The 12588-nt window shown below is 70.2% G+C and carries 10 protein-coding genes; 4 read left to right on the top strand and 6 right to left on the bottom strand.

Translation table 11 applies throughout. The annotated features are described in order from the left end of the window. Positions 1 to 3: 3 nt before the first annotated feature. Together QN141_01005 and QN141_01000 are read right to left on the bottom strand one after the other, a co-directional pair. The gene (locus QN141_01005; GenBank protein MDR7557048.1) at positions 4 to 1608 is read right to left on the bottom strand and encodes an ABC transporter substrate-binding protein; all 1605 of its coding nucleotides are present in this window, start codon (positions 1606 to 1608) and stop codon (positions 4 to 6) included. A 125-nt stretch (positions 1609 to 1733) separates the two neighbouring features. Further along, positions 1734 to 3833, bottom strand: coding sequence for an acetate--CoA ligase family protein (locus QN141_01000; protein ID MDR7557047.1), 2100 nt, complete (start codon positions 3831 to 3833; stop codon positions 1734 to 1736). Positions 3834 to 3964: 131 nt separating this feature from the next. Here QN141_01000 and QN141_00995 point away from each other — a divergent pair, with 131 nt between their 5' ends. Continuing rightward, a complete protein-coding gene (locus tag QN141_00995) occupies positions 3965 to 4630 on the top strand; it encodes a phenylalanine--tRNA ligase beta subunit-related protein (protein MDR7557046.1) in 666 nt (221 codons plus the stop codon). Positions 4631 to 4691: 61 nt separating this feature from the next. Here the strand turns inward: QN141_00995 and QN141_00990 are convergent, their stop codons facing one another. Continuing rightward, entirely contained in the window at positions 4692 to 5108 is a 417-nt protein-coding gene (locus QN141_00990; GenBank protein MDR7557045.1) for a periplasmic heavy metal sensor, read from the bottom strand. A gap of 143 nt (positions 5109 to 5251) precedes the next feature. Between QN141_00990 and QN141_00985 the strand changes: the two genes are divergently transcribed. Further along, positions 5252 to 5785 (top strand): hypothetical protein, encoded by a 534-nt coding sequence (locus QN141_00985; protein ID MDR7557044.1) that lies wholly within the window; start codon positions 5252 to 5254, stop codon positions 5783 to 5785. Positions 5786 to 5793: 8 nt separating this feature from the next. On the opposite strand, the gene QN141_00980 is transcribed toward QN141_00985, so the two are convergent. Continuing rightward, the gene (locus tag QN141_00980; GenBank protein MDR7557043.1) at positions 5794 to 7935 is read right to left on the bottom strand and encodes an endonuclease/exonuclease/phosphatase family protein; all 2142 of its coding nucleotides are present in this window, start codon (positions 7933 to 7935) and stop codon (positions 5794 to 5796) included. Between the two features lie 11 nt (positions 7936 to 7946). Next, positions 7947 to 8813: a DMT family transporter gene (locus QN141_00975; GenBank protein MDR7557042.1), complete on the bottom strand. Its 867-nt coding sequence runs from the start codon at positions 8811 to 8813 to the stop codon at positions 7947 to 7949. 114 nt (positions 8814 to 8927) lie between these two features. Between QN141_00975 and QN141_00970 the strand changes: the two genes are divergently transcribed. Further along, entirely contained in the window at positions 8928 to 9800 is an 873-nt protein-coding gene (locus tag QN141_00970) for a hypothetical protein (GenBank protein MDR7557041.1), read from the top strand. Here QN141_00970 and QN141_00965 read toward each other — a convergent pair. Further along, on the bottom strand, positions 9797 to 11728 hold the full coding sequence (locus tag QN141_00965) for a S9 family peptidase (protein MDR7557040.1): 1932 nt from the start codon (positions 11726 to 11728) through the stop codon (positions 9797 to 9799). The genes QN141_00970 and QN141_00965 overlap by 4 nt on opposite strands. A gap of 175 nt (positions 11729 to 11903) precedes the next feature. Here QN141_00965 and QN141_00960 point away from each other — a divergent pair, with 175 nt between their 5' ends. Then, a complete protein-coding gene (locus QN141_00960) occupies positions 11904 to 12389 on the top strand; it encodes an adenosine-specific kinase (protein MDR7557039.1) in 486 nt (161 codons plus the stop codon). Positions 12390 to 12588 lie beyond the last annotated feature (199 nt).

The following is a 12588-nucleotide window of genomic DNA, read 5'->3' as shown; positions in this document are numbered from 1 at the left end:
GAGTTACTGCCGAACCTTACTGATCTTAGTGTAATCGAAGTGGAAGGTTCCGAGGGCCGCCGCCTGCTCGAATCCCTTCACATAGGTCCGGATAACCCAGTTGTTCGTGATCTGGTAGAGAATGGCAAACGGCCCCTTGTGCGCCACAAGCTCCGTGAGCTCCTTGTACAACGCGACCCGTCGGCGGGGATCGCGTTCCAGCATCGCCTTCCTCGTCAGGTCCGTGGCCTTGGGATCCATCCAGGCGTTGCGCCAGGCGAGCTGCCGGATCGTCCCGTCGGCGAAGGGCTTGGCCAGCGCGTCCGGATCGGGGTAGTCCACCCCCCAGCCGTACAGGATCATCTGCAGTCCCTGCTCGCGGTACTTGCCCAGGACTGTCGCCGCGGCCGAGGTGGTGATTTTCACCTTGATGCCGACCTTGGCCAGCTCGTTCTGGATCACCTGTGCGACATCAGGTCGGGTCGGATGAGGGGCGTTGGTGGCCAACTCCACCTCAAACCCGTTGGGATACCCGCCCTCGGCCAGGAGTTGCTTGGCCTTGTTGAGGTCCTGCTTGAAGGGCATCGCCGGGTTGTGGCCCAGGTACCCGACGGGGACGAAGGTCTGCAGCGGGATGGCCTCGCCGCGCATGATCCCCTCGAGGATGGCCTTGTAGTCGATGGCGTAGCGGATCGCCTCGCGCACCTGCTCCTTGGCCAGGGGCGGGTACTTCACATTCATCCCGATGTATTCCATTCCGTGACCGGGGACGCGGACGATGGCCAGGCCCGGGGTCTTTGCCGTGCGGATCTCCTGGCGCATCTGAGGCGACAGGTTCCATGCGACATCGATGTCCGCCTTCTCCAGTGCGATGCGCTGGGCGGACGGCTCGGGGATGTCGCGGATGACGATCCGCTTCACGGGCGGAATGCCCCGCCAGTAGCCGGCGTACGCCACCATGTCCACGACTTCGTTGCGCTCCCAGCGCATGAGCTGATAGGGTCCGGATCCGGCGCTGTGGTCCTTCAGCCAGTCCGAGCCCAGCTCGCCTTCGCGGATGTGCTGCTCCACCACGCCCGGATCGACGACGGCCGTGGCCACAAAGGAGAGGATCGCCAGGACCAGGTCGGGCGCGAAGGACTGCCCCACCACGATCTGCACGGTATACGGGTCGAGCATCCGGACCGCCGTCTCCGCATTGTCCTTGGTCAATCCCAGCTCGTTGAACATGTAGATGCTGGGTCGGTTCAGACGCAGGGCACGGCGCAGGGAGTAGACCACGGCGTTCGCGTCCACGGCCCGGCCGCTGGGGAACTTCATGCCCTGACGGATCTTGAAGGTCCAGGTCTTGCCGTCGGGGGCCAGAGTCCAGGACTCCGCCACCTCGGGCACAACCTTGATCTTGCCGTCCACCATGTCCAGGTCGACCAGCTTGTCGTACAGCTGGTCCACGATCACGACCCCCTCGACCTCGAAGACCACTGCCGGGTCGAGGGTGATGAGGATGCCGGTGTTCTGTCCGACCACCAGCGTGCTGGGGTCCGCGGGGCTGCCCGAGGACGGTCCCGGCAAGGCCACCAGGGCCAGGACCAAGAACGCCGCCAGCGTTGGCCCAATGGCTCGGCGCATCAGCATCGCCCCCTCTCGCTCGTTCTCCTTCCAAACACCCGGCCTCGAGACCTTCCGTGTCCAATGGGCAGCCGCCGTTCCTCGAGGCGACCGCCCGGGGCCATCGTCCGGCCCGAGGGAAACCCTCAGCGGAGGACAATGCGTGTATCGACCGCCGCCACCCCGTGGGGGTAGACCAGCAGGGGGTTGATCTCGACCTCCTGCAGCTCCGAAAAGTCGGCGGCCAGCTGGCCCAGCCGCAGGATCGTCTCGATCACCGCGGCGCGGTCCCCCGCCGGCCAGCCCCGGAAGCCCTGTAGCCGGCGTCCGGCGGCGGTGCGGTCCAGCAGGGCCTCCGCCTCGCCCCGCGACAGCGGGGCCAGGGCGAAGGCCACGTCGCGGAGGGATTCGACTTCCAGCCCGCCCGATCCGAACATGACCAGCGGTCCGAACTGCGGATCCTGCACCGCGCCAACGATGACCTCCTGACCCCGGGGAAGCATGGGCTGGACGCACACGCCGTGCACCCGGGCCTGCGGCCGGGTCTGGCGCGTCCGGCCCAGGATGTCGTCGAAGGTCCTGGCCACCGCCCGCCGGTCCGCCACGTCGAGAGCCACACCGCCGATGTCGGATTTGTGGAGGATGTCGGGCGAGGCCACCTTCAGGGCCACCGGGAACCCCAGGTGTTCCGCGATGCGCACCGCCTCCTCCGGCGTTCGGGCCAACTCCATCGGCGCGACACCGATGCCGTACGCCGCCAGGAGGCGTGCGGCCGGTGCCTGGGCGAAGGCCGGTCCAAACTCTGCCCGCTGGGCGTCGATCAGGGAGCGCACCAGCTCCGGCCGGAGCCCCTCCGGGCGCGCCGGTTCTTCCTGGGGGCGGGCCAGCATCTCCCTGCGGCGGACGAGCGCGGCCAGCGCGGACGCCGCCTGCTCGGGGAACCGATAGTCGGGTATTCTCGCCGCGCGCAGACGGGTTGCCGCCTCCCGCACGGCGAGTTCTCCCATCAGCGCGACGACCACCGGTTTGGTCGCCTCCCGGATAACCGCGATGAGCGCATCGGCCACCGCCTCGGCCGGGACGCGCGGCGGAGGCGGCAGGATGACGAGCACACCGTGGACGTCCGGATCGTCGAGCAGCAGCCGCAGCGAGGCGGCGTACTGCTCGGGCGTGGCCGAGGCCAGAATGTCCACCGGATTGGCGGTGCTGGCGAACGGCGGCAACAGGCGCCGCAGGCCGTCCTGGGTGGCGGAGTTCAGGGCGGCGAGCGTCAGCCCGTGGGCCTCCAGGGCATCCGCCGCGATCACCCCGGGCCCGCCCGCGTTGGTCAGCACGGCCATGGACCGGCCCGCGGGCAGCGGGCACCAGGCAAGCGCCCGGGCCCAGTTGAACATCTCCTCCGAGGTGTCGGCCCTGATCACGCCGGCGCGCTCGAACGCCGCGTTGTACGCGGCTTCCTGTCCGGCCAGGGCCCCGGTGTGGGACGCTACGGCGCGCTGCCCCGCCGCGGACCGGCCCACTTTGAGCGCGATCACCGGCTTGGCCGACGCCACCGCGCGCGCCGCCTGGACGAACCGCCGGCCCGTTGTGATGCCCTCCAGGTACAGGGTGATGACGCGGGTGTGGGGATCGGCCCCCACCGGTCCGAGGACATCCGTTTCGGTGACATCCAGCTGGTTGCCCAGGCTGATCAGACGGGAGAGGCCGAAGCCCTGCCCCCGCGCCCAGTCCGTGACCGCGGCGCAGATGGCCCCGGAGTGCGAAATGAAGGCCACGTCACCCTTGCCCGGTCCCGGCGGGGAGAGAAAAGTGGCATCCAGCGGCAGGTGGGTGTCGATCACGCCCACACAGTTGGGCCCGAGCAGCCGCATCCCGTACTCCCGCGCCGCGCGGAGGCACTCCGCCTCGAGCGCCTCCCCCGGGGGTCCGATCTCCCGGAATCCCCCGGAGAGGATGATGGCGGCGCGGATGCCGCGCCGGCCGCACGCGCGCAGGGTCTCGGCGACGGTGGGGGCCGGGATGATCAGGACGGCCAGGTCCACGGGGTCGGGCACCAGGGCCACATCCTCGTACACCGGTCGGCCGAGCAGCGTGCCCCCGCGGGGGTTGACGAAATGGAGGGCACCCCGATACCCGCTGTTGACGAGGTTCTGCGCCACCCCGAAGCCGAGCTTGCCCGGTTCACGGGAGGCGCCGATGAGGGCGATCCCCCGGGGCGCAAAGAACGGCCGCAGCGCAGGCTCCATCGCCCCAAGTATGCGAGAGAGGGACGGCCGGCGGAATCGGGCGGCGGCCGGATGAAGCCGTTACCGCCGGACCGACACCGCCTCGGTTCCGTGGAGATGAGTGGCGCCACGGGCGGGCGAACCAGACAGTGATGGAGATCACGATCGCGCCGGACCTCGCGGACCGCCTGTTCCTCGGCGTGCTCTTTGCGCAGGACATCTATGTGCGCGCCGAGGCGCCCGAGGTGTGGGCAGAGGTCGAACGGCTGGCGGAGTCCTACCGCCGGCGGTTCGCCGGGAAGTCCCCCGGGGAGATTGCCGAGCTGCAGCCCGCCCGCGAGCTCTACCGGCGGACGGGTGAGGATCCGACGAAACTCCGGCCGTCCTCTGAGGCGCTGCTGCGGCGCGTGCTGCGCGGCGAGGCGCTGTATCGGATCAACTCGCTGGTGGACACCTGCAACCTCTGCTCGCTGGCCTTCCTCCTGCCGATCGGGCTGTACGATCTGGACCGGATCGTGGGGAACGTGGAGGTCCGACTGGGCCGGCCGGGAGAAGCCTACGACTCCCTCGGCAAGGGGCGGTACGAGGTGGAGGGTCGCCTGGCACTGTTTGACGACCGCGGGCCCTTCGGCAGCCCGACCAACGACTCGCGCCGCACGGCCATCACCGAAGCGACGCGCCGCTGTCTGATGGTGATCTTTGCCCCCTCGCGCTATCCGCGGGAACGGCTGCAGGACCATCTGGCGGCGGCCGCCGGCCACCTGAGAACTCTGGCCGGCGCCGCCGCGGTCGAGACACAGATCGTTCCCCGGGGGTGAAGCACACCGGGCCGGGGTGCTCCCGGCCCGGCTGCCGCCGGCGGCCTCCCGGGGGCGAAGGCTAGCGCCGGCGCATCATGAGCGCCCAGGCACAGCGAAAGGCCAGATCCCGATCCGCCGGCGGGATGACGGATCGGAGATCCCACAGCATGTCCAGCCGCGACCGCAGGAGGGCGTTGCGGGCGTCGATCACCTTCTGGCTCTGCGCGTCCACCGCCGCCCTGGTGGAGGTCTCGGCGATGAGGAGCGCACGCAGCGCGCGCTCCTCCCGTCTCAGGTTCTCCCGGGCGGCGCGGAGCCGGTCCCGATAGCGGGCCACGATCGGGTCCACGGTCTGCCGCGGGAGGACCGCCGCGCACCGGCGAGCCCAGCCCCGAGGTCCCGGAGAGGACTGCGGCGAGGAGGGTTGCTGCGCCGCCGCCGTCGGCGTGATGAGGATGGCGACGACCAGAGTCCACAGCGCAATCCGACGAATCACCTGGCCACCTCCCGAAACAACCTTCACCTGATCAGACGCCCAGGCCGCCGCAGACGTTTATCGATTCCCGCACCAGCGGAAGGAGACTGTCCCCTGGGCCCGCAGGGCAGGATTGGCAGGAGAGGGAGTATCCCGGGGAGCAGATGTCGGAGATCCTCCTGATGGTTCTGGCCGCAGGCGCGCTGGCCGTGGGCCTGCTGGCGGGGTATCTGGTCGCGGCGCGCCGGGTGCACGCCGAGGTGGCGGAAGCACTGGAACGGGCCCGCCGGCGGGCCGCACAGGCGCTGCAGGCGGCACGCGACGAGGTCGCCGCGGAACTCGACCGCAAGGATCACGCCCTCGCTACGCTGGAGGCGCGGCTGGAGGAAGAGCGGCAGAGGGCGGAGACGGCCCGGTCACGCCTGCAGGCCGATCTGGCCCACGCCCAGGCCCAGCGCGCCCGCCTTGAGACCCACCTCCAGGAGCTTTCCCGGCAGGTCGAAACGCTGGGCGCCGAACTCCGTCAGGCCGGCGAGGAGAGCCTCCAGGACCTGGAAGCCCTGCACGAGATCAGCACCACACTGGAGCAGGCGCTCCAGCGCATGGAGGCCCGCCTGCTGGCCGCCTCCCGTCGGGTCAAGGAGGCGAAGGCCGCCGCTGCGGGATCTGCGCCCGATGCCACCCCTCCCGCACGATGAGCGGAGAGTCAGCGCCGGAGACGGAAGTCCGCGCCCTGGGGGTCGTGGTCGCTTGCGCCCCTGGCACCGTCGCCGCCGTGCCATGCAGGCCAGTCGCTGTTGAGGTGGGCGGCCCAGACGCGCACGAGGCGGTGGAGGAGGGACGTCGTGACGAAGAGCTGGTCGAGGGTCTGGGCCTGTCCCTCGAAGACGTAGCTGTACGCGCCGGCCGGATTCCGCCGGACAAGGACATCCCAGAGATTCTGCAGCCCCGCGTCATAGAGGGCGCGCAGCTGATCGCTGAAGGAGGACAACTCGCCCGGTGCCGAGGGATCGTCGGGCCGCGGATAGGCGTTCAGGTCGCCGCCCACCACCACGTAGACGCGGGGGCTCATCGCCCGGAGGGCGGCCACGAGGGCTGCGTTGTAGGCGGCCTGCTCGCGGCGCTGCGCCACCCTCCCCGTGGGCCCGCCGCTGAAATGGTTGTTCAGGATGTACAGCTCCACCGGCGCGGCGCCCGGCAGGGCCCTGCGGACCCTGAAGAGGGCCACCTGCACAGGGCGTGTGAATACCTTCGTCCCGTCGGCTCCGCGGAGAGCCCCGGCCGGGAGGGCCGCATTCACGGCCTTGGGATTCTGGACGTCGGCATTGTGACCGAGACCCATCTCCGGATAGGGGATCCGGGGTAGGCTCCCCAGGATGGGGTGATCTTCGGCCGCGGGCGGAAGTTCGATCCGGTCCGAGCGGAACAGGTAGGCGTTGATGATGCCGCGATCGTCGGCGCCGTCGCGGTCCGCCGCGGCGCGGTAATCCGGACCCCCCAGACGGGCGATTTCCAGCGCCAGATCCTGCAACACGTCCGGCTGCCCGTCCCCGCCGTCGCACGCCAGGGAGAGTCCCCGCCGACGACAGAAGTCCTGATCCTCTGCTTCCTGGACCAGCACGATGTCCGGAGCGTGGAGGTCCGTCAGGAGTTGGGCGGCCAGCTCCCTGACTTTCCGCCGGTAGGCGGCGTCAGAGGCGGGGACGTAGTCGAAGGGCGGCTCCACCCCCGGGCAGCCGGGATTCCCCGCGAAGTCGCAGCCGTCCGCGGGATCGTCGCGGAAATCGTAGAGATTGTCAACGTTGAAGGTGACGATCCGCACCTCCCCCGGGTCGCGGCCCGGTGCCGGTCCGTTGGTCGAGGGATCCGGTCCGGGGCGGAGCGCGATCTGCCGATCGACCATGAGCTGGTACTTGCCGAAGGAGAAGTAGACACCCCCCGTGGCCGGTCCGGCCAGCCGGTCGAAGGTACGCGCCGGGGCAATGAGGGCCGCAGGGCTGGCGGTCGCCCCCTTGATCCCGAGACTGCCCAGCACGATGCGGAACCCGTTGCCGTTGTCGAACAGCAGCTCAGGGATGTCGTCGAGCGGGTGGGGATCGCGGAAGACCCGGCGGTGGAACACGGCCTGCCGCCGCGCCAGGGGATGGTCGGGCCGCATCAGCCACAGTTCGCCGTCCCTCGTGCGCGGGAACACGATGCGGCCGCCAACGACCAGGCTGCCGGCGGGAACCAGGACGCGCATGCCTTCCAGACGCTCCCAGTACCGGCCGGCGGCGGCGACCTCATCCGGCGGGGCGGCCTCGACCGGCGCGACCTCGGCGTCGATATCCACACCCGTCCGTACCGTCGCCACCCAGCGCGGCTCCGTGATCTCCGTCAGGTTGAAGAACTCGGTGACCCGTCCTTCGAGAACGATCTCGTCCCCCACCCGCGGTGTGTAGGAGGACCCGCCGGCGCGGGGCGGTACCGTGGGGGAGCGACCGGTGAACACGAAGATCCCGTCCGACGTGAGCGGATCCCCGTCCGCCGTGGTGTCCGGGTTCTGCAGGAAGAATCCGTACCGGCTCTCCCCGGCCGTGGTGCGGGCCAGCGTCTTCTCGTAGAGCACGCCCTGGATGCGGACCGTGGCGCCGGCGCCGTTGCCGCGTGGAGGAGCGAACGGGGAGCGGAATCTCCTGCCGTCAACCGTGTCGCCGACGGCGCCCTGCACGGCACCGATGGGGCAGACCTGGGGCACCTCACAGGACGGCGCCGCCGTGGCGTCGACCGGTGCCGGCGCCTGGATGGGCACGGCCCCATAGACGAGGGTCATCGCCACCAGCCAGGCGGCGACCTGCGAGCGCGTCACGTCCTTTCGCCTCAGCCCAGCGCCAGGACGGCGAGCCCGGCGACCATCGCCGCGGCGCCGGCCAGACGGTGGCGGGTGTGCCCCTCCGCCAGCCACTGCGTCCCCATCGCCGTGCCGATCAGAATGCTGACCTCCCGCGCCGGCGCGACGTAGCTGACGGGGGTGAAGACCATCGCGGTGAGGACCAGGATGTAGGAGAGCGGCGACAGCACCGCGATGCCGATGAGCGGCCGGCGGTGCCGCGCCCAGTGGTCGCGCACCTCCGTCCAGCGCAGGGCCGCGACCGGAGCCAGCAGCAGGGAGCGTGTGACACTCGTCCCCCAATCCATCAGGATCGGCGGCACCAGCAGCGCGCTCACCGCGTACTTGTCCCACAGGCTGTACATCCCGATGAAGACGCCGGTGATCACTCCGTACCGCACGGCCAGGGCGATCCGGGCCGAGCGCGCCCTGAGGAAGTGCAGCCCGCCGGCCAGCAGGAAGATGCCGGAGGCGATGAGGATTGTGCCGGTCGCCGCGCCGCCGGTGAGCGGCTCGTTCAAGAGCACGATGGCGCCCGCCGTGGTCAGGAGCGGGCCGGTCCCGCGCGCGACGGGATACACCACCGAGAGGTCCCCCGCCCGGTATCCACGCTGGAGGAAGAGGAAATAGCCGATGTGCAGGACGGCGCTGCCGGCCATAAAGCCGTAGCCCGCCGGGCCGATCTGCGGCCGGCGGAGGAGCACGAGGCCGAGGGCCAGAGGCAGGTAGCAGATCGCGGACAGGGTGCCGTACATCCACAGCGCCGCGGCGTCCGCGTCGATCCGCTTGACCAGGTAGTTCCAGAAGGCATGGATCCCCGCGGCGAGGAGGACCAGGAGCAGGGCCAGCGGGCTCACCGGGCTTCTCCTCTTCGCGGGTCAGAGCCGGAAATCCCGGGCGGCCGGAGTGGGCCGGCCCGGCGGCGAAAGAGGAGAGCCGGTCCCTCAAGAGAGACACGCCGGAGGTCGATCATGCCGCTCGTCTACGCCTGTCTCGCGCCGCACGGCGAACCGATCATCCCGCCCCTGGCCAGGGCCGCGGAGCGTCCGAAGTACCGCCAGACCACTCGGGCGATGCAGCAACTGGCGCGGGAGATCCGGGCGGTCCGGCCGCAGACGATCGTCGTGGCCACGCCCCACCACCTGCGCCTGCAGGCGCACATTGGCATCGTGACGGCGGAGCATGTGTCGGGCGTCCTGCCGATGTTCGCGCCGGATCCCGCCCTTCCGCGCCAGGTCATCCGGGCCCGGACCGATCGGGCCTTCGCCGAGGCCCTGCTCGCCGCCGCACGGCGTCGGGGCATTCCGGCCGTGGGCGCGAACTACGCCGCGGCCGGTGGCCGCTATTCCACCATGCCGCTGGACTGGGGCACGCTCGTGCCCCTGTGGTTCTTCCTGCGCGGCCATCGCCGCCGTCCGGCGGTGGTCGTGGTCGCCCCGAGCCGCGAGATCCCGCTGGCCCAGAACGTAGGCTTCGGCGCGGTCATCGCCGATCTCGCCGAGCGCTCCCGCCGGCGTGTCGTCTTCGTGGCCAGCGCCGATCACGCCCATGCGCACCGGAGGTCCGGCCCGTACGGCTTCAGTCCAGCCGCATCCCGGTATGATGCGCTGATGGTCAGGGCCGTCAAAGACGACCTGCGGTCGGCGCTGCGGATCCCGGCGGCGGTGGTGCGGGAGGCGAAGCCGGACAGCCTGTGGCAGGTCGCGATGCTGGTCGGTGTGGCCGAACGCTGCCGGCTGCGGCCCGCCCTCCTCTCCTATCAGGTGCCGACCTACTACGGTATGATCTGCGCCGCGTTTCGACGCCCGCCGCGCCGGGGCCGGACGGACGCGCCGGGTCGCTAGGGGAGGTTGTCGATCCGCACCGGGGGGATCGGATCCGCCGGGGTGAAGCCGAAGATGCGGGAGTAGAAGTACAGTTCGGCTTCCAGCGCGCGCCTGATCGTCTCCGCCCTGCGGAACCCGTGCTGCTCCCCCTCGAAGGCCAGGTAGGCCACGGGGATGCCCCTGGCGCGCAGCGCCTCCACCATCATCTCCGACTGGTTCGGCGGCACCACTCTGTCTTCCAGCCCCTGGAAGAAGATCACCGGCGCGGTGATCCGGTCGGTGAAGTGCACGGGCGACCGACTCCGATACAGGTCGAGGCGTTCCGGCCACGGACCGATCAGGCGCTGGTCGTACTGGGCCTCGAACTTGTGCGTGTCGCGGTGCATCGCCTCCAGGTCGCTGACCCCGTAGTAGGAAGCGCCGGCGTGGAAGACCTGACGGAAGGCCAGCGCGCACAGCGTGGTGTACCCGCCGGCGCTGCCGCCGCGCACGGCCAGACGCCGCGGATCGACCAGGCCGCGCTCCACCAGGTAGCGCGCCGCGTGCACGCAGTCGTCGACGTCCACCACGCCCCACCGGCCGCGGAGGCGGTTGCGGTAGGCGCGCCCGTACCCGGTGCTCCCGCCGTAGTTCACATCCGCAACGGCGAAGCCGCGGCTGGTCCAGTACTGGATCTCAAACCGGAGCACTCCCGGCGAGAAACTCGTCGGCCCGCCGTGGCTGATCACCAGCAGCGGCGGTCGCTCCCGCGGCGGACCGGTGAAGTCGCGGTTCGCCGGCGGATAGAACCAGGCGTGCGCGGTGAGCCCGCCTGCGGTGGGGAACTCGACCGCCTCCGGGATCGACAGGTACCCTGGATCGACGGTCGTCGGCCGCGAGGCGCGGACGACCTCGGTCTCCCGCGTGCGCAGGTCGAGGCGCACCAGCGACGAGGGGCGAGTGGGCGAGGCTCCGATGAAGTACACGGCGTCCGGAGCGGGGGTGATCTGCGACAGGTCGGTGCAGGGCTGATCCAGGACGTTCAGTCGGCGGGTCCGGCGATCCAGGAGGGCGAGGCGTGTGGTGCCCCCGACACTGAAGGCACAGACGATGGTCTGCGGATCGATGAACCCGTACGTGGACAGGCGGAAGACCCACTGGGGCCGGCCGAACTCCGCCTCCATGGGAGCCAGGGCCTCCGCCGCGTTGCGCCCCTCGTCCCACCGGTACAGATTCCACCACCCCGTGCGATCGGAGATGAAATGGAGCGCACCGTCGGGGGACCACTCGGGCTGGAAGATCGACTCCTCCGGCCCGCCGGCCACGCGCCTCGCCTCGCCGAGGGCGCCTTCGGAGGCGACCGGGGCGACCCACAACTCCGTCCCGTCCCAGGGCATGTTGGGATGGTTCCAGGACAGCCAGGCCAGCCGCCTGCCGTCGGGGCTCAGGCGCGGCGAGGAGTAGAAGTCCGCGCCTTCGACCAGCACCTGCGCCCGTCCGTCGTCCAGGGAGACGGCGACGAGGGTGTTGAGGGCGTCCTGGTCGCCGGGCGAGTGATCCTCGCGAACACAGATGATGCGCCGGCGCCCGCGATCGGCGATCCCGTCGGCGTACCGGTAGGGGCCCGATGGCGAAAGCGGCTCGGGCGATCTCCCCGGGTCGAGGCGGTAGAGCCGCTGGTCGGCGAAATTCGAGAAGTAGACGCTGCCGTCAATGACCAGGAAGTCGCCGCCGCCGTATTCGTGTACCCTGGTCCGCGCATTGTACGGCGGCACGGTCAGATCGGCCACCCGGCCGTCGGCGCTCCGCCGGACGATGACCTTCCGACCCCCTTCGGCCGGACGGAGCTCGGTCCAGTAGAGGTCTGCCCCGTCGATCATGATCTCGTGGAAGACGACGCCGCCGCTCGCCACGAGATCGGCGGTGATCGGCGACCGCCAGGAACCGTACGGCGCGACACGGGGCATATCTGTGGAATTTCCCACGTCGTGGGGAGCTCCTGCGGCTTCGTGATGAGTGCCGGCCGGCCCGGGTCCTACCGGGTGAACTCGTCCTGCCTCGGGGCCGAGGGGCCCGGCAGGCCTTGCCTGCTTCACGGCCAATGCACTGTACTGACGACGACAGTGTGTGGGGAGACCGGCGATGGAGCTCAAAGTAGTAAGCATCGAGAAGCCCGATGATGTGAACGTGGTGCTCGGGCAGAGCCATTTCATCAAGACGGTGGAGGACGTCCACGAGGCATTGGTCACGGCCGTGCCCAGGATTAGATTCGGATTCGCCTTCTGCGAGTCGTCGGGCAAGCGTCTGATCCGCTGGACCGGCACCGATCCGGCGATGATGGAGCTGGCGAAGCGCAACGCCCTGACCGTCGGCGCGGGGCACTCCTTCGTCCTGTTCCTGGGGCCGGGGTTCTATCCGATCAACGTCCTCCCCGTCCTGCGGGCCGTGCCGGAGATCGTCGGCTTCTACTGCGCCACCGCCAACCCGGTGCAGGTCGTCCTGGCGGAAACCGAGCGGGGCCGGGGCATTTTGGGCGTGATCGACGGCGGGACGCCGCTCGGCGTCGAAGGCGACGAAGACATCGCCTGGCGCAGGGAGTTCCTGCGGAAGATCGGCTACAAGTTGTAGGCGCTCGCCTGTTCCGCGAGATCCAGATCCAGACCGCCAGGGCCAGGTTGACGATGATCGGCGCCAGTGTCGCTCGTGCGGTGTACCATCGCGGCGTCCATCACCGGGCGGGCCAAGACCGCCGCCGCCCAGGCAGGAAACAGAAGAAGGACGCCCCGATGAAGGCGTAGGCGGCGAAGACCTGTAAGGCGGTGCGCAC

The organism is Armatimonadota bacterium (assembly GCA_031459765.1).
Taxonomy (GTDB): Bacteria; Sysuimicrobiota; Sysuimicrobiia; order Sysuimicrobiales; family Kaftiobacteriaceae; genus Kaftiobacterium; species Kaftiobacterium secundum.
This window is presented reverse-complemented; position numbering and strand designations above follow the sequence as displayed.

Coding starts and splice junctions, on each gene's coding strand:
- QN141_01005 (MDR7557048.1), bottom strand. CDS start 1,608: ATGCGCCGAGCCATTGGGCCAACGCTGGCGGCGTTCTTGGTCCTGGCC.
- QN141_01000 (MDR7557047.1), bottom strand. CDS start 3,833: ATGGAGCCTGCGCTGCGGCCGTTCTTTGCGCCCCGGGGGATCGCCCTC.
- QN141_00995 (MDR7557046.1), top strand. CDS start 3,965: ATGGAGATCACGATCGCGCCGGACCTCGCGGACCGCCTGTTCCTCGGC.
- QN141_00985 (MDR7557044.1), top strand. CDS start 5,252: ATGTCGGAGATCCTCCTGATGGTTCTGGCCGCAGGCGCGCTGGCCGTG.
- QN141_00970 (MDR7557041.1), top strand. CDS start 8,928: ATGCCGCTCGTCTACGCCTGTCTCGCGCCGCACGGCGAACCGATCATC.
- QN141_00965 (MDR7557040.1), bottom strand. CDS start 11,728: ATGCCCCGTGTCGCGCCGTACGGTTCCTGGCGGTCGCCGATCACCGCC.
- QN141_00960 (MDR7557039.1), top strand. CDS start 11,904: ATGGAGCTCAAAGTAGTAAGCATCGAGAAGCCCGATGATGTGAACGTG.